This is a genomic window from Phycicoccus sonneratiae (genome assembly GCF_016887965.1).
In the GTDB taxonomy this organism is placed as follows: Bacteria; Actinomycetota; Actinomycetes; order Actinomycetales; family Dermatophilaceae; genus Phycicoccus; species Phycicoccus sonneratiae.
Window position 1 is genome coordinate 124,568 of sequence record NZ_JAFDVD010000016.1, and the last position, 20,544, is coordinate 145,111.

Sequence of the window (20,544 nt, forward strand, 5' to 3'; positions counted from 1 at the left end):
CAACCACCCCTCGCGATCGGGTCACTCCGGGGCGGACCAGGCCTGTCGCATCGAGAGCTTGCCGCCGGTCTGCAGCAGCGAGCGCCGGTAGAGCCGTTCGGCGACCCGCACGACCGCCCCGGCCGCGACGAGGAGCAGGGCGAGCGCGACGAGGGCCTCCCACCACTGGGCCGTGCCCTCGAGGAGCCGGGTCGGCATGAGCACCGCGGAGAACGGCGGCAGGTACGAGACGACGACCTTCGCCGCCCCGTCGAGGAAGAGCGAGCCGAAGAAGACGGCCATGACGAGCATCGTCAGCGGGGTCGCGGTGCTCTGCACCTCCTCGGTGCGCGACGCGAGCGCACCGGCCACGGCCCAGAGCGCGGCGAGGGCGACGAACCCGGCGACGAAGAAGACGAGGAACCAGACGACCGGGCCGCTGACCGCCGTGACGAAGGAGGAGTAGGGCGTCAGCGACAGGCCGACGAGGCCGACCGCGGCGAAGAGCACCATCTGGGCGATGGCCAGCGCGCTGTTGCCGATGATCTTCCCGACGAGCAGCTGTCGCACCGGGATCGACGTCGCGATGATCTCGACGATCCGCGACTGCTTCTCCTCGACGACGCTGTTGGCCAGCGTGATCCCGAAGGTCAGCGTCGCGATGTAGAAGAGGAAGGCGAACGCGAAGGCGATGCCCGACGCGAGGCCGGCCCGCTCGGCGTCCCCGGTGAGCAGCGAGGTGGTCACCGTGGACCCGGCCTGGAGCTGCTCGGCCGTCGTCCCGAGGTCGCTCGCCTGCTGCTCGAGCGCGGCCTGGCGCACCACCTCGCGGGTCACGCCGGTCAGCGCGTCCTCCTCCTCGCTGTCGGTCGTCAGCACCCACGTCCCGCCGTCTCGGTGCAGCCACGCGTCGGCGTCGCCCTCCCGGACGAGCGCGCGGGCGGCGGCGGGGTCGGCGGCGTCGGTGACCTCGACCGCGACCGTGTCGTCGACCCCCGTCGCGTCGGTGGCGAGGCGCTCGGCCATCGACCGGTCCGCGGCCGTGGCGGCGACCGAGTACGTGGTCGTCCGTCCCGCGTCCCAGGCCTGCCAGCCCATGAAGGCGGCGATGACGACGACCGTGAAGACGGTGCCGAGGAGGAAGGCGCGGTCGGTGAGCTTGACGACGACCTCGCGGCGCGCGACGAGGGCCCAGGCGGCGCGGCCGGCCGCGGGCTCGTCGGCGACGGTGGTGTCCGGGGGCGTGAGGGTCGTGGTCATCAGGCGGCCACCTCTCGGTAGATGTCGGACAGGGCCGGACGGACGGGGGAGAACTCGCGGACCCCTCCGCGGGCGGCGGCCTCGCGCAGGACGACCTGCTCGGCGCCGTCGTCGACGACCTCGACGAGGGCGGTCGGGCCGTCGACGTCGACGACGTGGATGCCCCGCACCTCGCGGACCCAGCCGGCGTCGCGGTCGAGGGCCAGCCGGTAGCGGACCGGGCCACGCGACCGCAGCTCGTCGGCGTCGCCGGACGCCACGACCCGCCCGCGGGACAGGATGACCAGCCGGTCGCAGAGCCGCTCGACGAGGTCGAGCTGGTGGCTCGAGAACAGCACCGGCACACCGGTGCTCGCGTGCTCGCGGAGCAGGTCGGCCATCGAGTCGACGGCCGTGGGGTCGAGCCCGGAGAACGGTTCGTCGAGGACGAGGGCCTTCGGCCGGTGGAGCAGGGCCGCGACCACCTGCACGCGCTGCTGGTTGCCGAGGCTCAGCTCCTGGAGCCGGTCCCGTGAGCGCTCGGCGAGGCCGAACCGCTCGAGGTGCTCCTCGGCGGCTCGGCGGGCGCCGGCGGCGTCCATCCCCTTGAGCTGTCCGAGGTAGACGAGCTGGTCGACGACGCGCTGCTTCGGGTACAGCCCGCGCTCCTCCGGCATGTAGCCGAACCGGCGCTGGTCCGCCGCGGTCACCGGGCGGCCGCCCCAGCGGACCTCCCCGGCGTCGATGCCGAGCACGCCCATGACCATGCGCATCGTCGTCGTCTTGCCCGCCCCGTTGCCGCCGACGAACCCGGTGAGGATGCCGTCGCGGACGTCGAACGAGACGCCGTCCACCGCCGTCACGTCACCGAAGCGCCGGGTGAGGTCCGTGATCTCCAACATGGCTCCGACGCTAGGCGCCCCCGACGCCCGGGGGATCCACCCGCGGGTGGGTTCAGCCCTCCGCCGCGGTGATGAGCCCGGCCTCGTGCGCGAGGACGACGGCCTGCACCCGGTCGCGGACGTGCAGCTTGGCGAGGCAGTTCGAGACGTGCGTCTTGACCGTGGCCTCCCCGAGGAACAGCTCGCGGGCGATCTCCCCGTTCGACATCCCCCGTCCGACGAGCACGAGGACCTCGCGCTCGCGGTCGGTGAGCCGGGCGAGGCCGGGGGGCTCCGGGCGGCGGGGGGCGGGGCGCTCGCTCGTCATCCGCTCGATGACCCGCCGGGTGACCTCGGGCGCGAGGATGCCGGACCCGGAGCCGACGACCCGCACGGCCTCGACGAGCTGCTCGGGCTCGGCGTTCTTGAGGAGGAAGCCGCTGGCGCCGGCGTCGAGCGCGTCGAAGAGGTAGTCGTCCCGGTCGAAGGTCGTGAGGATGACGACGCGGCCGAGGTCCTCGGCGACCAGCCGCCGGGTGGCCTCGATGCCGTCGAGCACGGGCATCTGCACGTCCATGAGGACGACGTCCGGCGCGCTCTCCCGCGCCACGACGACCGCCTCGGCACCGTTGGCCGCCTCGCCGACGACCTCGAGGTCCTCCTCGACGGAGAGCATCATCCGGAAGCCGGAGCGCACCATCGCGTGGTCGTCGACGAGGAGGACCCGCAGCGGTCCGCCTGCGGCAGTGGCCCGTTCGCTCACCGCACGGCCTCGTCGGTCGTGGCCGCCGGGACGTCGAGCCGCAGCCCACCCGGCGAGTCCGGGACGTCGGACGCGGCATCGCGCCACGGGTAGCGCGCCCGCACGCGGTAGCCGCCGGTGGGGCGGGGACCGAGCTCGACGGTGCCGCGGTGCGACGCCGCCCGCTCGCGGATGCCGAGCTGGCCGAGGCCGCTGCCGGAGCTGCCGGCGCGCGGACGGCCGTCGTCGACGACCTCGACCTCGGCGTACCCGGTGACGTCGTCGAGACGGACGACGACCGAGACGCGCGTCGCGGTCGAGTGCTTCTCGACGTTGGTCAGCGCCTCCTGGACGGTGCGGTGGATGGAGTGCGCGATCGGGGTGCCGAGGCGGCCGGCAGCGCCGGGCCGGGCCTCGACGAGGTCGTACGAGACGTGGCGAGCCGGTGTGGCACAGGCCTCCACGAGCGCCGGCAGCTCGGCGAGACCCGGCTGCGGAGTGCGGCCACCGTCGTCGACGGCTCCCGGCCGCTCGACCTCGCGCAGCGTGCCGAGCAGCCCGCGCATCGACGCCACCGCCTCGCGCGAGGAGCCCTCGATGCCGGCCAGCGCGGCCCGGGACCCCTCGGGGTCGCGGTCCATCACGCGGCGGGCGGCCGCGGCCTGGATGCCGATGACCGACACGTGGTGGGCGACGACGTCGTGCAGCTCGCGGGCGATGCGCAGGCGCTCCTCGGTGACGGCGCGCGTGCGCAGCTCCTCGGTCTGGGAGGTGATGGTCGCGGCCTGCCGCTCGAGGAGCGCGCGGTCGCGGGCGGAGCGCCACTGGAGCTGGCCGATGACGACCGCCCCGCCGAAGTAGACGACGTTGATGACGAGGGTGAGCAGCACGGCCGCGGGGATGGGCGGCAGGGGTCCGTAGCGCTCGCCGGCGGTGGTGTCGTCGACGTAGTCCTGCGCGGCGTTGCCGACCGCGAACTGCAGCGCGATCCAGGTGAACATCACGACGACGATGACTCCGACGACGACGAGCATCCAGCGCCGGTCGCGGGCCCAGGCGACGCCGGACATCAGCGCGACGAAGTACAGCACCTGCATCGTGAACTGGCCCATGACCAGCGGCATCGTCACGCCGACGACGACCATGTGCGCGGCCGCGAGCGCGGCGACGGTGACCGGCCAGCGCCGCCGCCCGACGAGGAGCGCGCCGCCGGTGAGGACCGCGACCCACTGGACCCACCAGGGGGCCCCGGTCTCGCGGAGCACGCCGACGCTGCGGACGAGCTCGAGGGCGACGAGGCCGAAGACGGCCAGTCCCACGGCCCAGCCGACGTCGGCCCGGCTGACCTCGGGGCGTGGGCGCTCCCACGAGTCGTCGGCGCCGAACCAGCCCGCGAGGCGGGCCGGCCAGGACCGGCGCGGGGAGTCGGACATGGCGCCCAGCCTAGGTCGGGCGGGTCCACCGCGCCCTCCCCCGGCAGGTGGAGGACGCCTCCGTCGCCCGGGCTACGGTGGCCGCGTGCCCACCGCCGCGCAGATCGCCTCCTTCCCCAACGACACCCCGCCGCCCGGCGCCTCCCCGTGGGTGGCGGGCGGACCGTCCCCGATGGTCGCCGTCGTCGACGCCGACCCCGCCTGGCCGGCGTGGTTCGCGCGGCTCGAGTCCGTCGTCCGCGGCGCCCTGGGGCTGCGGGTGCTCGGGCTCGACCACATCGGCTCGACGTCGGTGCCCGACCTGCCCGCCAAGCCGGTGGTCGACATCGACCTCGTCGTCGCGGACCCGGACGACGAGGACGGCTACGTCCCGGCGCTCGAGGCGGTCGGCTTCGTCCTCTGGGTCCGCGAGCCGTGGTGGGACGGCCATCGCCTGCTCCGGCACGCCGACCCCGCGTGCAACCTGCACGTCTTCGGTCCCGACAGCGCCTGCCCCTGGCGCGACCGGGTCTTCCGCGACTGGCTGCGCACCCACGACGACGACCGCGACGCCTACGCCGCGGCCAAGCGCGAGGCGTCGGCCGCGGCGGTCGCGGCCGGCGAGCACGCGATGCAGTACAACGCGCGCAAGCAGGACGTCATCCGGGAGATCCACGGCCGGGCCTTCGCCGCGGCGGGGCTGCCGGTCCGCTGAGCTCCCCGGCCGGCGCCCCGGCCGCGCGCGCGAGCCGGGTTCCGCCCGTCGAGCCCGCTGCAGGAGGCTCGCTCGGCGGGAACCGGCTCGTCCCCGGATCGCGCCCGGCGGACCCGTCGGGCGTGGCTCCCGGAACGCGTGGCCGCTAGCGTGTCGAATCCGCCGCGTCCCGTTCGTCGGGTGGGTGAGGGCGGGCCACGGGGGCCCGCCCGGACGGAAGGAGCCCGACGTGGCCCAGTACATCCTCTTCTTCAACCAGGAGTGGGTCGGCGAGCACACCGAGGAGTGGTTCCGGTCCCGTGGGCCGCTCGCGGCGGCGTGCGTCGAGGAGATGAAGGCGGCCGGCGTGTACGTCTTCGCCGGCGGGCTCGAGGAGCACGGACCGGTCTACGCCGTCGACCCCACCGGCGACGACGTCCTCGTCACCGACGGCCCGTTCACCGAGACCCGCGAGGTGCTCGGCGGCTTCGCGGTCGTCGACGTGGCCGACGACGCCACCGCGAAGGAGTGGGGCGCCCGGATCGCCGAGGCCTGCGGCTGGCCGCACGAGATCCGCCGGGTGTCCTGACCCGCCTCGTTCGAGCGCCCGGTCAGCGGACGGGCGTGAGAACGTCGAGCCCGACGTACGGGCGCAGCGCCTCGGGCAGCACGACGGAGCCGTCGGCCTGCTGGTGGTTCTCGAGGATGGCGACCATCCAGCGCGTGGTGGCGAGCGTGCCGTTGAGGGTGGCCGCGACCTCGTTGCCCGACTCACCCCGGTAGCGGGTGTTCAGCCGGCGCGCCTGGAAGGTCGTGCAGTTCGACGTCGAGGACAGCTCGCGGTGGCGCCCCTGGCTGGGCACCCACGCCTCGCAGTCGTACTTGCGGGCGGCGGGGTCGCCGAGGTCGCCGGCGGCGGTGTCGATGACGCGGAAGGGCAGCCCGAGCGCGCCGAGGATGTCCTTCTCCATGCCGAGCAGCCGCTCGTGCTCGGCCTGGGCCTCCTCGGGTCGGCAGTAGACGAACATCTCGATCTTGTTGAACTGGTGGACCCGGATGATGCCCCGGGTGTCCTTGCCGTACGACCCGGCCTCCCGGCGGTAGCACGTCGACTGCCCGGCGTACCGCAGCGGACCCGACGCGAGGTCGAGCACCTCGTCGGCGTGGTAGCCGGCGAGCGCCACCTCCGAGGTGCCGATGAGGTAGAGGTCGTCGGCCTCGAGGCGGTACACCTCGTCGGCGTGGTGGTCGATGAACCCCGCCCCCGCCATGACGCTCGGCTTGACGAGCGTCGGGGTGACCATCGGCACGAGCCCGTTCTCGAGCGCCCGGTCCATCCCCATCCGGAGCAGTCCCATCTCGAGGCGCGCGCCGGCCCCCTTGAGGAAGTAGAAGCGGGCTCCCGAGACCTTGGCGCCGCGCTCCATGTCGACGGCGTCCAGGCCCTCCATGAGGGTGAGGTGGTCCTTCGGCTCGAAGCCCTCGGCCGCGAAGTCGCGCGGGGTGCCGACCTCCTCGACGACGACGTAGTCGTCCTCGCCGCCGGCCGGGACCTCGGGCTCGACGACGTTGCCGATGGTGCGCATCAACCGGTCGAGCTCGGCCTGGGCCTCGTCGGCGGCGGCCGAGAGCGACTTGACCTCTGCCGCAAGCTCCTTGGTGCGGGCGAGGAGGGCCTGCTTCTCGTCGCCCTGTGCCTTCGCGACGTCCTTGCCCATCGCCTTCTGCTCGGCCCGCAGCCGCTCGAAGGCGGTGAGGGAGGACCGGCGGCGCTCGTCGGCGGCGAGCACGGAGTCGACGACGGCGTCGTCCTCACCGCGGGCGCGCTGGCTGGCGCGCACCGTGTCGGGGTCGTCCCGGAGCAGCCTGATGTCGATCACGCCCGGGAGTCTATCGACGCGTCCACAGGCCGCCCCTCCACCGTCGGTCGTCCACAGGTTGGCGCGAACCCGGTGCGCGGGGGTGGTCCGGTCCGTCACACTCCGGACATGACGATGGGGGATCGGGCGACGTCACTGCGCCCAGCCGGCTGGTACACCGACCCGGAGGACGCCACGCGCCTGCGCAAGTGGGACGGCCGGGGGTGGACCGACTCGTGGATGCGGGCGCCCGGCGGCGCGGCGTCCGCCGCCACGCTGCGCCCGACCGCACCGGGCACGACCCCACCGGGCTGGTTCCCGGATCCGGCCGACGCCGCCGTCCGGCGCTGGTGGGACGGCTCGCGGTGGACGCCGCGGGTGCTCACCGGCACGGTCTTTCCCGGCCGCACCGAGCTCGGCACCGGGTTCGCGGTCCTGGGCCGCTTCCTCGCCGGGCTGCTCGCGCTCGACGCGCTCGTCGGGGTCGTGGGGGTCGGGCTGGCGTTCTGGTCCTCGTCCGTCATCGGCCGCTGGCTCGCCGACATCGAGGCCGTCGACCCCGCCGAGGCCCAGCGCCACGACGACGTCTACCTCGCGACGGGGGTCGTGTCGGCCCTCCTGGTGCTCGCGAGCGCCGTGCTCTTCGTCGTGTGGCTGCGGCGGGCCTACGGCTCCAACCGGGTCGACCCCGCCGCCCTGCGCTTCGGCGCCGGGTGGACCATCGGGGCGTGGTTCGTCCCGTTCCTCAACCTCGTGCGGCCGTTCGGGCTGGTGCGCGACCTCGGCCGCGGGCTCGGCGACCGGGCGGCGGGCGCGGGGCTCCGGTGGCTGGTCCCGGCGTGGTGGGCGGCCTGGCTCGGCATGAACCTCGTCAACAGCGTCAGCAGCACCCTGAGCCGGCGCTCCGACGACCTCGCCCCCGTCGAGAGCCTGCGCCACCTCCACCGGTGGCTGTGGCTCGACGGCGTCTCCTCCGCGGTCACCGCGGTCGCCGGCGTCCTCGCCGCCCTCCTCGTCCTGCGGGTCACCCGCGCCCTCGAGGTCGGACGGGCCGAGCGCCCGGTGCCGACCGACGCCGGCTCCTGACCGGCGTCAGTCCGGGCGGCCGGTGACGAGCAGGCCGGCGCCGAGGCCGACCATCATCAGCCCCCCGGTGCCACCGACCCGCTCCATCCGGCGCGGGGAGGAGGCGAACCACTCGCGGAAGCGGGAGGCCAGCAGCGCGACCGTCCCGTCACCCGCCAGCGCGACGCACGCGAATACCGGGCCGAGCACGAGCAGCTGCACCCCGACCGGCCCCGTGGGGTCGACGAACTGCGGGAGCACGGCGGCCAGCAGGACGAGCGACTTCGGGTTGGTCACCCCGACGACGAACCCGGTACGCAGCGCGTGGACGGTCGCCGCGGGTGCCGGCAGCCCGCCGACGAGCGCCTCGGCCATCGCCCGACGGTGCCGGACGGCCTGCACCCCGAGGTAGACGAGGTAGACGGCGCCGACCACCTTGAGCACCGTGTAGGCGGTCGCGCTCGCCGCGATCACCGGCCCGAGGCCGAGGGCGAGCCCGATGATCTGGGCCTGCACGCCGAGGGCGTTGCCCGCCACGGTGAGCAGCGCCTCACGCCGCCCCGCCGACAGCGCGCGGCCGATGGTGAAGAGGATGCTCGGCCCGGGGATCGCGATGATCACCGCGGACGCGAGCGCGAACGCGAGCACGGTCGAGGCAGTGGGCATGCGGTCAGTGTCCGGCACCGGGCCGCGCCCCCGCACCCCCGTTCCACCGGTCAGCGGCCGGCGCCACCCCGCACCACGTCCGTGAAGGCACGACACAGGATGCGCGCCGCGGCCTCCGACTCCGGCTCGGCCGTGTCGGCGGCGACCCGCAGCGCCGCGAGGTCGAACCCCTCCCCGGCCAGCCGGGCCGGGTCCCAGCGGGCCAGCCGCTCGGCGGAGGCCTCCGGGTGGAACTGGACGCCCCAGGCCCGCTCCCCCACCCGGAAGGCCTGCACCGGGCAGGTCGCCGACCGCGCGAGGTGCACGGCGCCGGGCGGCAGGAGCGTCACCTCGTCACGGTGGTGCTCGATCGCCGGGAAGGTCGGCGGGAGCGCCCGGAACAGCGCGTCGTCGGCCGACGCGGGGAGCCGCTCGACGAGGACCGACCCGTGCTCGGGCCGGCCGGACGACGCGACGACGGTGCCGCCGGCGACGTGGGCGAGCACCTGGGCCCCGAGGCAGATGCCGAGCAGCGGACGCCCTTGCGCCACGGCGGCCGCCGTGAGCGCCCGCTCGGCCGGCAGCCAGGGTGCCCGCTCGTCCTCGTCGGGCATGAGGCCCCCGCCGAGCAGCAGGACGCCGTCGACCGCGTCGGGTGCGGAGGGCACGTTCTCGCCGGAGACCAGCTCGAGGTGCATGCCCTCCCCGGCGAGCCAGTCGGCGAACCGCCCCGGCCCGCTGTCGGGGTCGTTCTGCACCACGAGGACGGTGGGCCCGGCCTCAGCCACGGGCCACCTCCGCCGACGCGTCCCGTCCGTCGCGCCGGATGTCGAGGCGGCGCATCACCGGGGTCGCGAGCACGCCGTGGACGAGGACGGACAGGGCGATCGTGAAGCCCACGGCCGACCACAGCCAGCGCTCCTCCGGGAAGACCGCGGCCCCGGTCGCGTAGGCGACGTAGAACAGCGTGCCGACCCCGCGGACCCCGAAGAAGGCGACGGCCACCCGCTCGCGCGCGTCGAGCCGTCCGTGCTCGTCGCTGCACCGGTACCCGACGAGGGCGAGGTAGCCGGCGAGCGGTCGCACGAGCAGGACGAGCGCGACCCCGACGACGACCCCGCGCCAGTCGAGGTGGGCGAGCAGGCCGGTCGTGATGGCGTAGCCGAGCCCGAGGAGCACGACGAGGGTCAGCAGCGTCTCGAGGCGGTGCACGACGTCGTGCATGTGCCGGTGGTAGTCGCTGTCGCGCTCGACCGAGCGGACCGTCAGCGCGCAGGCGAAGACCGCGAGGAAACCGTAGCCGTGGACGAGCTCGGCGACGCCGTAGGCGAGGAGAAAGGCGGCGATGGCGAGCAGCGGCTCGCCGACCTCGGCGAGCCGGAGCGAGCGGGCGGGCGACCGGAAGGCCAGCCGCGCGAGCGCCCAGCCCACCGCGCACCCGGCGGCCACACCGACGACGACCTTGCCGACGACGTCCCACCCGAGCCAGGCCGCCCAGCCCGACCAGCCGGCGAGCCCACCGCCCGCGAGGAGCACGGCGAGGGTGACCGCCGGGAAGGCCAGCCCGTCGTTGAGCCCGGCCTCGCTCGTCAGCGCGAAGCGGACCTCGTCCTCCTCGTCGATCTCGTCGACGTCCCCCTCGAGCGTCGGCCCGCCGACCTGCACGTCCGAGGCGAGCACGGGGTCGGTCGGGGCCAACGCGGCCCCGAGGAGCACGGCGGCCGGGGGCGCGACCCCGAGGACTCCCCAGGCGAGCACCGCGACCCCGGCGACGGTGAGCGGCATCCCGATCGCGAGCAGCCGCCACGCCGGGGCCCACGAGCGCCACGAGGCCCGCACCCGCCACCGGAGCGGACGGTCGATGGCCAGCCCGACGCCCATGAGCGCGACGAGGACGGTCAGCTCGGTGACGTGCTCGACGACCGGGCGCAGGGCCACGGGGTCGAGGGCGACCTCGTCCGAGAACGGCAGCAGCCCGACGAGCATGCCGACCGTCACGAGGACGATCGGCGCGGAGAGGGCCCATCGGTGGAGCAGCTGCGGGAGGACGGCCGCGAGCAGCAGCGCCCCGCCGAGGAGGACGTAGACCAGCTCGGGGGTCACGGGCGGGCGGCTCCGACGTCGTGGAGGTGGTGGGCGAGGTCGTGCAGCCCATACCTACCCAGCGTGAGGGCCGTGAACCGCGACCCGTCCGAGCGGGTGGCGGTGCGCTCCCACCACGGGCCCTCGACCCCCGCGAACCGGGCGGCGAGCACCCCGGCGGCCTCGACGACCTCGCGGCCGACGACGTGCGGTTCCTGTTCGCCGTACCGGTCGGCGGTCGCCGTCTCGTCCTGGTCCCAGTTCGCGAAGGTCGGGTCGTCCTCGGTGAGCAGCAGGTGCAGGCGCTCGTCGAAGAGGCGGCAGACGTCGCGCACGTGGCAGGCGTACTCGAGCGGGGACCAGGTGCCGGGGTGCGGGCGCACGGCGGCGTCCGGGCGGGCGAGCACCTCCGGCCACGGGTCGGTGACCTCGGTGACGAGCCGGGAGACGTCCTCGGCGCGCACCGCGGAGGCCTCGAAGCCGCAGTCCGGGCAGGGCCGCTCGAGCACCCACGTCCAGTCCTTGGTGTCCGGCGCGATCGGACCGTCGGCGGGGTCGCTCATGGCGGCAGACTACGGCGGCGGGGCCGGGGTGCCCCGCCCTGATGTACCTTCCCTGTGTGTCGGGCGAGACGTGGACGGTCATCGGGATCGTGGTGGCGGTGGCGTTCGCCCTCGTCGGGGCCTACCTCGTCCTCTCCTCGCGCGAGTCGGGCCGGCACGCGAGCAGCCGGCCGGCGCGCGACGCCTTCCGTCAGGGCACCGACGACGAGCCGCCGCCGCGCAAGCGGGTCGCGGTCGTCGTCAACCCGACGAAGTTCGACGACCTGCCCGCGGTCCGTGCCACGCTCGCCAAGGTCTGCGCCGAGCAGGACTGGGACGACCCCGTCGTGCTCGAGACCACCGAGCACGACGTCGGCTTCGGCCAGACCCGCACCGCCCTGAAGGACGGCGTCGACCTCGTGTGCGCGCTCGGTGGCGACGGCACGGTGCGCGCGGTCGCCCAGGAGATGGTCGGCACGGGGGTGCCGCTGGGGCTGCTGCCCGGGGGCACCGGCAACCTGCTGGCCCGCAACCTCGAGATGCCGGTCGACGACCTCGAGCGGGCGATGACCGTCGCGCTCACCGGCCGCAACCGACACGTCGACGCGGCGTGGCTCACCCTCGACCCCGAGGACCTCGAGCTCGAGGAGGGCGCGGGCGAGGGGTCCACCGCGGGTGAGCGCCGGCACGCGTTCTTCGTCATGGCCGGTCTGGGGCTCGACGCGGCGATCATGGACTCCACCTCCGAGCAGCTGAAGTCGAAGATCGGCTGGGGCGCGTACGTGCCGGCCGGCCTGCGGAACATGCTCACCGAGCGGTTCCGGGTCACCCTGACGACGGACGGCGGGCCCCCGGAGACCCAGAAGGCCCGGATGGTCGTCATCGGCAACTGCGGCAAGATCACCGGCGGCATCGACCTGCTCCCGGACGCCGAGCCGGACGACGGCCTGCTCGACGTCATCGTCCTGGCGCCGCGCGGGGTCGCGGCCTGGGCGTCGGTGGCCGCGCGGGTCATCACCAAGAGCGACCGCACGACCGCGACGCTGTCGCGCTCCCGCTGCCAGACGGCGCACGTCGAGGTCGACGAGCCGCAACGCGTCCAGGTGGACGGCGACATCATCGGCGAGGCGACACGGGTGGCCGTCGAGGTGCAGCCGCGGGTGCTCATCGTGCGGACGGAGAACGGCCGGCCGAACGGGGGCTGATCCGGCCCGCGGCGCGGGGTGCGACGCGGAGCCACTCGGAGCCGACCACGACGGTGGGCCGACGCCACGGCGACCACGACGAGGGCCGACGCCAGGGCGACCACGACGAGGGCCGACGCCACGGCCACCACGACGCGGACAGGCCCCGGGACACCGTGTGTGTCTCCGCGGACTCCATGCCACCAGCAAGGGATCGATTGCCGCTGACAAGCAATTCCTTGCACCCGGCAAGGGATCGCTTGCACCCGGCAAGGGATCGCTTGCCACGTGCACGGAGAACTGGCGCACCCACCGTCGTCCTCGGCCCGAGCGCTGCCCGTCGTCCTCGGCCCGAGCGCGGCCCGTCACCCTCGGCCCGAGCGCGGCCCGTCACCCTCGGCCCGAGCGCGGCCCCTCGCCCTCGCCCTCGGCGCGGGCGATCAGCCAGCCCGCCCGCCTCACACCTTGCGCTCGCGCCACTTCCGCTCGAAGGGCAGCCGCCAGGTGAAGGGCGCGATGAGCTGGTGGATCTGGTTCGGGCCGTAGGTGCCCTGCGCGTACGGGTGCACCGGCGGCGGGTTGTCGATGAGCGGCTGGCTGATCTCCCACAGCCGCTCGATGCCCGTCGCCGACGTGAAGAGCGTGCGGTCGCCCCGCGCCGCGTCGTAGATCAGCCGCTCGTAGGCCTCGAGCACCGACCCCGCCCAGTCGGTCTCGTGCATCGAGAACTGCATCGAGAGCTTGTCGAGCCGGAACCCCGGCCCCGGCCGCTTCCCGTAGAACGACAACGACATCCGCGACTTGTCGGCGAGGTCGAAGGTCAGGTGGTCCGGCCCCTGGTCCCCGACGCCCGAGCCCTTGGGGAACATCGACTGCGGCGGTTCCTTGAAGGCGATGGAGATGATCCGCGCGCCCTCGGCCATCCGCTTGCCGGTGCGCAGGTAGAACGGCACCCCGGCCCAGCGCCAGTTGTCGACGAAGCACTTGAGCGCCACGAAGGTCTCGGTCTCGGAGTCCGGCGCCACCCCGGGCTCGTCCCGGTAGCCGGTGTACTGCCCGCGCACGACGTCGTTCGACATGATGGGCTGCATCGACCGGAACACCTTGTTCTTCTCGCGGCTGATGGCCGCCGGCTCGAGCGCCGTCGGCGGCTCCATCGCCGTGAAGGCGAGGATCTGGAACAGGTGCGTCACGACCATGTCGCGGTACGCCCCGGTCGCCTCGTAGAAGTCCGCACGCTGGCTCAGCCCCAGCGTCTCCGGCACGTCGATCTGGATGTGCGAGATGTTGTTCCGGTGCCAGATCGGCTCGAAGAGGCCGTTCGCGAACCGGAAGGCGAGGATGTTCTGCGCCGGCTCCTTGCCGAGGAAGTGGTCGATGCGGAAGATCTGCTCCTCGTCGAAGACCTGGTGCAGCTCCGCGTTGAGCGCGACCGCGGTGGCGTGGTCGTGCCCGAACGGCTTCTCCATCACGACGCGGCTGCGCTCGACGAGCCGGGCGTCGGCGATGGTCTGCACCGCGGCCAGGGCGGCCTTCGGGGGCACCGCGAGGTAGTGCAGCCGCAGCTCGACGTCACCGGGGAGCTGCTCCTCGGCCCGGAGCACGGCCTCCTCCAGCGCGTGCGGGCCGGCCTTGAGCGGCACGTAGTCGAGGCGCTGGGCGAACTCCTGCCACTCCGCCTCGGCGGTCTCGCGGGTGCTGTGCTCGCGCACGGCGGTGAGCGCGAAGTCGCGGAACTCGTCCGGCGTCATCTCGTCGAGCGAGGTGCCGACCACGCGCAGGTCGTCGAGCAGCCGGGAGAGGAAGAGGTGCAGCAGTCCGGGGATGAGCTTGCGCTGCGCGAGGTCGCCGGTGGCGCCGAAGAGGATGACGGTCGTGGGCGCGGTCATGGTGACCACCTTGGCCCGCGCACCGGGCCCGCGCCAGCCTCCGGGGCGGACGAAGTTGCGCGACAGCGAGGATCAGGCGAAGAGCTGCGTGCCCCAGTCCTGCCCGTCGCGCAACCCCGGCGGGCAGGCGAAGAGCGCCGAGCCGGTGTGCTCGATGTACTCGTTGAGCTTGTCGGCCCGCGCCAGCGCCTGCTGCATGGGGACGAACTGCCGGAAGGGGTCTCGCACGAACGCGATGAAGAACAGGCCGGCGTCGAGGTGGCCCTGGCCGTCGGAGCCGTCGGTGAAGTTGTAGCCCCGACGCAGGATGCGGACGCCGTCGAGGTTGCTCGGGTGGGCCAGCGCGACGTGCGAGTCGACGGGGATGCGCGGCTGCCCGTCGGCGGCCACCGCGGCGAGGTCGGGCTCCTCGAACTCGTCCCGCTGGCCGAGCGGAGCCCCCACCTTCTTGTCCCGCCCGATGGTGTCCTGCTGGTCCTGGAGGGTGCTGCGGTCCCACACCTCGATGTGCATCCGGATCCGGCGCGCGACGAGGTAGGACCCGCCGGCCAGCCACCCGGCACCGCCCGCGGCCTCGGCCCCGTCCACCCACACGTGCTCGTCGAGGGCGACGGGGTCCTCGGCCTTGAGGTTCGCCGTGCCGTCCTTGAACCCGAACATGTTGCGCGGGGTCACCTGGCTCGTCGACGTCGACGAGGTGCGCCCGAAGCCGAGCTGGCTCCACCGCACCGCCACGACGCCGAAGCCCATCCGCACGAGGTTGCGCACGGCGTGCACGGCGACCTGCGGGTCGTCGGCGCAGGCCTGGATGCACAGGTCCCCGCCGGAGCGAGCCGGGTCGAGGTCGTCCCCCGCGAAGGCCGGCAGCTCGCGCAGCGCCCCGGGCCGCCGTGCACCCAGCCCGAACCGCTCGTCGAAGAGCGAGGGGCCGTAGCCGATCGTCACCGTGAGGTTCGCGGCGGCGAGGTCGAGGGCCTCGCCGGTGTCCTCGGGCACCCCGTACGGTCCGCCGCCCACCGTCCCGCCCGGCGCGGCCTCGGCCCCGGCGGTCATCCGCTCGGCGGCCCGGGTCCACGCGGTGAGCAGGGCCCGCAGCTCCTCGGGGTCGCTGGTGACGACGTCGAGCGCCACGAAGTGCAGGCGGTCCTGGGCAGGGGTCGTGATGCCCGCCTGGTGTGCGCCGCGGAACGGCACGACGCCGTCGGCGGGCGCGTCAGGAGCACCGGCACCCGGTCCGGCCGCCGCCGGGCGCGAGGCCCAGGTCAGGCCGGCCGCGGCGCCGGCCACCGCCGTCCCCGCCCCGGCGGCGAGGACGGCCCGGCGGCTCGAGGCCTCCACGTCAGCCCTTGGCGACCGCACCGGCCACGGTCGCGACCGGCTCGGCGAAGGCGTCGAGCGCCTCGGTGAGCTTCTTGACGTCCGCGGGGGTGAGCTCGGTGTAGAGGACGAAGCCGTCACCGTCGCGGTGGGTCTCCAGCAGGTCGCCGAGCGCCGTGCCGCGGCTGTCGATCGTCGCGACGAGGTCGGGGTCGGCCTCCCGGAGGAAGGGGCGCAGGGCCTGGATGGCGGCCTTGCTGCCCTCGAAGTTGGCCTCGAAGTCCCAGAGGTCGGTGTGGCTGTACCGCTCCTCCTCGCCGGTGATCTTGCCGGTGGCGATCTCGTCGAGGAGCGCCTTGGACCCGTTCGCCAGCTGCAGCGGGTTGAGCTCGACGGCCTTGGCCTTGGCCACGAGCTCGGTGACGTCGGCGAGCAGCCGGTCGGCGATCGCGCCGGAGTCGGACCGGAGCCCGGTCTCCCAGAGGTCCTTCTCGAGGCGGTGGTACCCCGTGAACTCCATCCCCTCCTCGACGACGTCCTCGCGGCCGTCGATCTTCGGGTCGAGGTCGCCGAACGACTCGGCGACGGGCTCGATGCGCTCCCAGTACGAGCGCGCCGTGGGGTAGAGGGCCTTGGCCTCCTCGACCTTGCCCGCCTTGACGAGGCCGACGAACTCGGTCGTCTCCTCGAGGAACTCGTCGGCCTGGCTGGAGACGTAGCGCTGGTAGTCGGTCGTGGCCGCCGTCAGCTTCTCGTCGTCGCTCTTGGCGGCGGCCGAGCTGCCGGTGACGGTGAAGTCGGCGCGGATGCCGTCGCCGACCATGCCCGGCTTGCACGCCGTCTGGTAGGTCCCGGGCTCGGCGAGCTCGACGTGGAAGGTGCGCGACAGGCCGGGGCCGATGTTCTCGACCTCGCCCATGATCCGGTCGCCCTCGGCGTAGACGTAGAACTCGTTGACCTTGGTGCCCGAGTTCGTCACCGCGAACTCGACCGTGCCGGCGGGCGCCTCCGTGCGGGCCACCTCGCACGCGGTGTCGGAGGCGGTGACGGCGATCGGGCCACCGCTGCCGGTGGTCTCGGACCCGTCGGCGGCGCCGGAGCAGGCCGCGAGGCCGAGGGTCAGCGGCAGGATCAGGAGGGCCGCGCGGGCGCGCGAGGTCGTCATGGGAGGTCCTTCGGTGGGTGGGGTGGAGGGTCCGGGTCGGGCGGAGCGGCCACGGGCGGGCCGCCGCCACGGGTCATCCGACGGTGAAGTCGGCGCGGATGCCGTCGCCGCTCATGCCGGGCTTGCAGGCGCTCGTGTAGGTGCCGGCTGCGAGGTCGTCGACGGTGAGGGTGCGGGTGAGTCCGGGACCGATGTCCTCGACCTCCCCGACGATGTCCTCGCCCCGGTAGAGGTAGAACTCGGTCACCTGGCCGCCCTCGTTCGTGACGGTGAAGGCCACGCTCCCCGGCGTCGCGCTCGTCGCGGACAGCGTGCAGGCGTCGTCGGTGGAGGTGACGGTGACCGTGGTGTCGGCCCCGGACGCGGCGCCGTCGGTGACGGTGCCCTCGTCCTTCCCGCAGCCGGTCAGCGCGAACGAGGCCGCGGCGGCGAGGAGCACGGTGGAGAGGGTGCGCATGGTGGGTGGTGTGTCCTTCGGGTGGGTCAGGCGGTGGCGGTCTCGTGGGCGGCGTCGGGCCGCTCCGCGGGGGCCGCGACCGTGGGCGGGGCGGGGCGGAGGAACAGGGTCATGACGACCCCGACGTAGGCGACCCACGCGACGGCCTGGAGGACCGTCGTCTGCGGGGTGAAGTTGAGGATCCCCTTGAGCAGCGCGGCGTACCAGCTGCCCGGGTCGATGATGTGCGAGACGTCGAAGGCCAGGGTGTTCAGGCCCGGCAGGACCCGCGCCTCCTGGAGGTCGTGGATGCCGTAGGCGAGGATGCCGGCGGCCACGACGACCAGAGCGATCCCGGTCCAGCGGAAGAACTTCGCGAGGTTGATCTTCAGCGCGCCCTTGTACATGAGCCAGCCGAGGACGACCGCGCCGACGATGCCGACGGCCCAGCCGAGCAGCGGCAGGTTGTTGCCGGAGCCGGCGGCCTGTGCCGTCGCGTAGAAGAAGATCGCGGTCTCGAGGCCCTCACGGCCGACGCCGAGGAACCCGACGAGCGCGACGGCCAGCGGGCCGAGGTCGAGGGCGCGGTCGAGCTTGCCCTTGAGCTCTCCGGAGATGCTGCGCGCAGCCGACTTCATCCAGAAGACCATGACGGTCACGAAGGCGACGGCGACGATGCTCGCGGTGCCGCCGACGACCTCCTGGGCCTCGAAGCTCAGCTGCCGGGTGCCGTAGGTGAGCAGGGCGCCGAGGGCCACCGACAGGGCCACGGCGGTGCCGACGCCGGCCCACACCCAGCGGATGCCCCAGGTGCGCTGGGTCTTGGTGAGGAAGGCGAGGAGGATGACGACGACGAGGGCGGCCTCGAGGCCCTCGCGGAGCCCGACGAGGGCGTTGCTCACGAACATCCGGTGCGTCCCATCTCCTGCAGGTAAGGCTTACCTGAGTTAGGGAACCCTAATGCGGGCCGGAGGTCAAATCCCGATCCGCGGTGCGGAACGGCGGTTGAGGGGCCGCTCAGGAACGGGCGGACCGGCCGCCGGGGGTGGCCAGCCGGATCTCCTCCTCCGTGGGCGTCCGCTCCTCGCGGGCCTCGGGAGGCAGGCAGTCGACGATGGCTTCCATGATCCGCCGGGTGTCGGCGGCGGCCGAGCGCCCGAGCACCTCCACCGGAGGGCCGACGCGCACGCGCACGGTCGGCGGGTCGGTGAGCGAGAGCATCCGGGGCAGCGTCGAGCTGCGCGGCCAGACCTTCTCGCTGCCCCACACCCCGAACGGGATGACGGGGGCGCCGGTGGCGGCGGCCAGCCTCGCCGCGCCGGTGCGTCCCTTGAGGACGGGGTCGTAGAACTTCGCCCCCCGCGGGATGGTGCCCTGCGGGAGGAGGCAGACGAGCTCGCCGCCGGCCAGGGCGACCGCCGCGTGCTCGAAGGACTCCTGGCCACCGCCCGCCCGGTCGACGGGGATGCCGCCGAGGGCGCTGGCCAGGGCGCCGACGACCGGGACGTCGAAGAGCTCCTTCTTCGCGAGGATCCGACCCGTGCGCCCGGTGCGGCGCATCATCTGGATCATCGCGGGGATGTCGAAGTAGCTGCGGTGGTTGCCGACGAGGATCGCCGGCCCGGTGCGCGGGATGTTCTCGGTGCCGGCGACGTCGAAGCGCGCGTAGGGCGTGACCGCGGGCGGGTTGGCGAGGAAGAACAGCCGCTGGAGCTCGACCCCGAGGACGGGGACCTTGACCACTCCCGGCGAGACGTCGAAGTGCACGATGGGCCACCCCCGGGCGAGCGCGTAGACGGTGAGCCGCGGGTCGGGGTTGACCGCGGCCGGGCTGCCGACCGCGGAGAGCAGCGGCAGGTCGTAGATCGAGTCGGAGTAGGCGAAGGACTCGGCGAGGTCGACCCCCTCGCGCTCGGCCCACTCCCGGACCGCCGCGAGCTTGCCGCGCGACCAGACGAACCGGCCCTCGAGGGCGCCGCTGAAGGTGCCCTCCTCGGTGATCGCGTACCGGGTGGCGACGACGTGGTCGACGCCGAGCCGCTCGGCGAGCGGGCGGACGAGGTGCTCGGGGGTGGTCGTCGCGAGGACGACGGGCCGACCCGCGGCCCGGTGCTGCTCGATGAGGGTGAGCGCGAACGGGTGGATGACTCCGGCGATGGTCTCGGCGGCGCTGCGGGCCGCGGCGTCGAAGGTGTCGCCGGCCCGGCCCTTGGCGACGAGCGTGGCCTGGCGGGCCAGCGCGATGGACGGCAGCGTCTCGCCGATGACGTCGAAGGCCTTGTAGAGCAGACCCTCCCCGGGCAGCTTCCGGGAGACGACGCCGAGGTCGTACATCGCGCGGGAGAGCAGGGGACCGGTGCCGCCCTGGAGGAGGGTGCGGTCGAGGTCGAAGATCGCCGCGCCGGACATGGTCGCAGGCTACCGGGCGGTCGGGGCGGCCCGCGGGCGGCATCATGGGGTCATGCCGCGCCGGAGGGAGCTGACCGCGTTCGTCCTCGGCGGCGGTGGCGTGCTCGGGGCGACCCAGGTGGGGATGGTGCGCGCGCTCGCCGAGGCCGGGGTGGTGCCGGACGTCGTGCTCGGGACGAGCATCGGCGCCCTCAACGGGGCGTTCGTCGCGGCCGACCCGACTCCTGCGGGGGCGGCGCGGCTGGCGGAGGTGTGGGACGCGGTCGTCCGTGAGGGCGTCTTCGTCGAGAACCCCGTGAAGCAGGCCGCGCGGGCGGCGCGCTCGCGCACGCACCTGCTGTCGAACGCGCCGCTGCGCCACGTCGTCGACGAGTACCTGCCGGTCTCGACCTTCGAGGAGCTCGCCGTGCCGTTCCAGTGCGTCGCGGCATGCATCGAGGACGCGAGCGCGGTGTGGTTCTCGGCCGGGGAGCTCGTGTGGCCGGTCGTCGCGTCGTGCTCGGTGCCGGGGCTGTTCCCGCCGGTGGTCATCGACGGGCGGCACCTGCTCGACGGCGGGCTCGTGCACTCGATCCCCGTGGGGCGGGCGGTGCAGCTCGGGGCGACGCGGGTGTTCGTGCTCCAGGTCGGGCGGGTGGAGCAGCCGCTCGCGCCGCCCCGGTTCCCCTGGGAGGTCGGGACGGTGGCGTTCGAGATCGCGCGACGCCACCGGTTCGTGCACGAGATGACGTCGCTGCCGGACGACGTCGAGACGCACGTGCTGCCCAGCGGCGCGGCGTCGTCGCCGAACGTGGCGATCCGGGCGGCGCGGGGGTCGCGGATGCGCGAGCGCGCCGAGCAGGCGTACGAGGCCTCGGCGGAGTACCTGGCCGCGCTCTGAGCAGACCGGGCCGGGCCGGGCCGCGCTCTGAGGCCCGGACCCCGTCCCTCCGCGCGCTGCGCCCGGGGAAACCGGGGTCATGGCACCGGTTTCGTCGGTCCGAGCCCGAGGGTGTGTAGGGGTG

General features: G+C 74.1%; 20 protein-coding genes. 5 read left to right on the top strand and 15 right to left on the bottom strand.

Annotation, left to right across the window (positions count from 1 at the left end; translation table 11 throughout):
• Window positions 1-21: 21 nt before the first annotated feature.
• Genes JQN70_RS14985 through JQN70_RS15000 form a run of 4 tightly spaced genes read right to left on the bottom strand, consistent with a single transcriptional unit; the run spans window position 22 to window position 4,274 of the window.
• Complete coding sequence (locus tag JQN70_RS14985) at window positions 22-1,239, bottom strand: ABC transporter permease (RefSeq protein ID WP_204132160.1); 1,218 nt, start codon at window positions 1,237-1,239, stop codon at window positions 22-24.
• The gene (locus JQN70_RS14990; protein ID WP_204132161.1) at window positions 1,239-2,120 is read right to left on the bottom strand and encodes an ABC transporter ATP-binding protein; all 882 of its coding nucleotides are present in this window, start codon (window positions 2,118-2,120) and stop codon (window positions 1,239-1,241) included. Before JQN70_RS14990 ends, JQN70_RS14985 begins: the two co-directional genes overlap by 1 nt.
• Before the next feature lie 52 nt (window positions 2,121-2,172).
• Entirely contained in the window at window positions 2,173-2,799 is a 627-nt protein-coding gene (locus tag JQN70_RS14995; RefSeq protein ID WP_204132222.1) for a response regulator, read from the bottom strand.
• Window positions 2,800-2,858: 59 nt separating this feature from the next.
• Window positions 2,859-4,274, bottom strand: a complete 1,416-nt coding sequence (locus JQN70_RS15000) for a sensor histidine kinase (protein WP_204132162.1) — start codon at window positions 4,272-4,274, stop codon at window positions 2,859-2,861.
• 85 nt (window positions 4,275-4,359) lie between these two features.
• Between JQN70_RS15000 and JQN70_RS15005 the strand changes: the two genes are divergently transcribed.
• Complete coding sequence (locus JQN70_RS15005; RefSeq protein WP_307836010.1) at window positions 4,360-4,968, top strand: GrpB family protein; 609 nt, start codon at window positions 4,360-4,362, stop codon at window positions 4,966-4,968.
• A 229-nt stretch (window positions 4,969-5,197) separates the two neighbouring features.
• Complete coding sequence (locus JQN70_RS15010) at window positions 5,198-5,536, top strand: YciI family protein (protein WP_204132164.1); 339 nt, start codon at window positions 5,198-5,200, stop codon at window positions 5,534-5,536.
• A 22-nt stretch (window positions 5,537-5,558) separates the two neighbouring features.
• Here the strand turns inward: JQN70_RS15010 and serS are convergent, their stop codons facing one another.
• A complete protein-coding gene (gene serS, locus JQN70_RS15015; RefSeq protein WP_204132165.1) occupies window positions 5,559-6,827 on the bottom strand; it encodes a serine--tRNA ligase in 1,269 nt (422 codons plus the stop codon).
• 108 nt (window positions 6,828-6,935) lie between these two features.
• Between serS and JQN70_RS15030 the strand changes: the two genes are divergently transcribed.
• Window positions 6,936-7,892, top strand: a complete 957-nt coding sequence (locus JQN70_RS15030) for a DUF4328 domain-containing protein (RefSeq protein WP_239111656.1) — start codon at window positions 6,936-6,938, stop codon at window positions 7,890-7,892.
• A 6-nt stretch (window positions 7,893-7,898) separates the two neighbouring features.
• Here the strand turns inward: JQN70_RS15030 and JQN70_RS15035 are convergent, their stop codons facing one another.
• The 4 genes from JQN70_RS15035 to JQN70_RS15050 are packed head-to-tail and all read right to left on the bottom strand — an operon-like array spanning window position 7,899 to window position 11,161.
• Window positions 7,899-8,537 (bottom strand): LysE family translocator, encoded by a 639-nt coding sequence (locus JQN70_RS15035; RefSeq protein ID WP_204132166.1) that lies wholly within the window; start codon window positions 8,535-8,537, stop codon window positions 7,899-7,901.
• Between the two features lie 50 nt (window positions 8,538-8,587).
• The gene (locus tag JQN70_RS15040) at window positions 8,588-9,304 is read right to left on the bottom strand and encodes a type 1 glutamine amidotransferase (RefSeq protein ID WP_307836011.1); all 717 of its coding nucleotides are present in this window, start codon (window positions 9,302-9,304) and stop codon (window positions 8,588-8,590) included.
• Window positions 9,297-10,619: a cation:proton antiporter domain-containing protein gene (locus JQN70_RS15045; RefSeq protein ID WP_204132167.1), complete on the bottom strand. Its 1,323-nt coding sequence runs from the start codon at window positions 10,617-10,619 to the stop codon at window positions 9,297-9,299. The genes JQN70_RS15040 and JQN70_RS15045 overlap by 8 nt, the downstream gene beginning before the upstream one ends.
• On the bottom strand, window positions 10,616-11,161 hold the full coding sequence (locus JQN70_RS15050; RefSeq protein WP_204132168.1) for a DinB family protein: 546 nt from the start codon (window positions 11,159-11,161) through the stop codon (window positions 10,616-10,618). Before JQN70_RS15050 ends, JQN70_RS15045 begins: the two co-directional genes overlap by 4 nt.
• Window positions 11,162-11,217: 56 nt before the next feature.
• Here JQN70_RS15050 and JQN70_RS15055 point away from each other — a divergent pair, with 56 nt between their 5' ends.
• Window positions 11,218-12,345, top strand: a complete 1,128-nt coding sequence (locus JQN70_RS15055; protein ID WP_307836012.1) for a diacylglycerol/lipid kinase family protein — start codon at window positions 11,218-11,220, stop codon at window positions 12,343-12,345.
• 437 nt (window positions 12,346-12,782) lie between these two features.
• Here JQN70_RS15055 and zwf read toward each other — a convergent pair whose 3' ends face one another.
• The 6 genes from zwf to JQN70_RS15085 all read right to left on the bottom strand — a co-directional run bounded on the left by zwf (window position 12,783) and on the right by JQN70_RS15085 (window position 19,540).
• The gene (zwf, locus tag JQN70_RS15060) at window positions 12,783-14,213 is read right to left on the bottom strand and encodes a glucose-6-phosphate dehydrogenase (protein ID WP_204132170.1); all 1,431 of its coding nucleotides are present in this window, start codon (window positions 14,211-14,213) and stop codon (window positions 12,783-12,785) included.
• A gap of 72 nt (window positions 14,214-14,285) precedes the next feature.
• Complete coding sequence (efeB, locus tag JQN70_RS15065; protein ID WP_204132171.1) at window positions 14,286-15,551, bottom strand: iron uptake transporter deferrochelatase/peroxidase subunit; 1,266 nt, start codon at window positions 15,549-15,551, stop codon at window positions 14,286-14,288.
• A gap of 1 nt (window position 15,552) precedes the next feature.
• A complete protein-coding gene (gene efeO, locus JQN70_RS15070; protein ID WP_204132172.1) occupies window positions 15,553-16,695 on the bottom strand; it encodes an iron uptake system protein EfeO in 1,143 nt (380 codons plus the stop codon).
• 73 nt (window positions 16,696-16,768) lie between these two features.
• A complete protein-coding gene (locus tag JQN70_RS15075; RefSeq protein WP_204132173.1) occupies window positions 16,769-17,152 on the bottom strand; it encodes a cupredoxin domain-containing protein in 384 nt (127 codons plus the stop codon).
• A 26-nt stretch (window positions 17,153-17,178) separates the two neighbouring features.
• Window positions 17,179-18,039 (bottom strand): iron uptake transporter permease EfeU, encoded by an 861-nt coding sequence (gene efeU / locus JQN70_RS15080; protein ID WP_204132174.1) that lies wholly within the window; start codon window positions 18,037-18,039, stop codon window positions 17,179-17,181.
• 109 nt (window positions 18,040-18,148) lie between these two features.
• Complete coding sequence (locus JQN70_RS15085) at window positions 18,149-19,540, bottom strand: HAD-IB family hydrolase (RefSeq protein WP_204132175.1); 1,392 nt, start codon at window positions 19,538-19,540, stop codon at window positions 18,149-18,151.
• A gap of 52 nt (window positions 19,541-19,592) precedes the next feature.
• Here JQN70_RS15085 and JQN70_RS15090 point away from each other — a divergent pair, with 52 nt between their 5' ends.
• A complete protein-coding gene (locus tag JQN70_RS15090; protein ID WP_204132176.1) occupies window positions 19,593-20,420 on the top strand; it encodes a patatin-like phospholipase family protein in 828 nt (275 codons plus the stop codon).
• The last annotated feature ends 124 nt before the right edge of the window (window positions 20,421-20,544 follow it).

What these genes read in the sequence shown, in the direction of transcription:
- zwf (WP_204132170.1), bottom strand. Translation starts at nt 14,213, where the DNA reads ATGACCGCGCCCACGACCGTCATCCTCTTCGGCGCCACCGGCGACCTC.
- JQN70_RS15075 (WP_204132173.1), bottom strand. Translation starts at nt 17,152, where the DNA reads ATGCGCACCCTCTCCACCGTGCTCCTCGCCGCCGCGGCCTCGTTCGCG.
- JQN70_RS14995 (WP_204132222.1), bottom strand. Translation starts at nt 2,799, where the DNA reads ATGGTGCGCTCCGGCTTCCGGATGATGCTCTCCGTCGAGGAGGACCTC.
- JQN70_RS15035 (WP_204132166.1), bottom strand. Translation starts at nt 8,537, where the DNA reads ATGCCCACTGCCTCGACCGTGCTCGCGTTCGCGCTCGCGTCCGCGGTG.
- JQN70_RS15085 (WP_204132175.1), bottom strand. Translation starts at nt 19,540, where the DNA reads ATGTCCGGCGCGGCGATCTTCGACCTCGACCGCACCCTCCTCCAGGGC.
- JQN70_RS15050 (WP_204132168.1), bottom strand. Translation starts at nt 11,161, where the DNA reads ATGAGCGACCCCGCCGACGGTCCGATCGCGCCGGACACCAAGGACTGG.
- efeO (WP_204132172.1), bottom strand. Translation starts at nt 16,695, where the DNA reads ATGACGACCTCGCGCGCCCGCGCGGCCCTCCTGATCCTGCCGCTGACC.
- JQN70_RS14990 (WP_204132161.1), bottom strand. Translation starts at nt 2,120, where the DNA reads ATGTTGGAGATCACGGACCTCACCCGGCGCTTCGGTGACGTGACGGCG.
- efeU (WP_204132174.1), bottom strand. Translation starts at nt 18,039, where the DNA reads ATGTTCGTGAGCAACGCCCTCGTCGGGCTCCGCGAGGGCCTCGAGGCC.
- JQN70_RS15000 (WP_204132162.1), bottom strand. Translation starts at nt 4,274, where the DNA reads ATGTCCGACTCCCCGCGCCGGTCCTGGCCGGCCCGCCTCGCGGGCTGG.
- JQN70_RS14985 (WP_204132160.1), bottom strand. Translation starts at nt 1,239, where the DNA reads ATGACCACGACCCTCACGCCCCCGGACACCACCGTCGCCGACGAGCCC.
- JQN70_RS15090 (WP_204132176.1), top strand. Translation starts at nt 19,593, where the DNA reads ATGCCGCGCCGGAGGGAGCTGACCGCGTTCGTCCTCGGCGGCGGTGGC.
- JQN70_RS15030 (WP_239111656.1), top strand. Translation starts at nt 6,936, where the DNA reads ATGACGATGGGGGATCGGGCGACGTCACTGCGCCCAGCCGGCTGGTAC.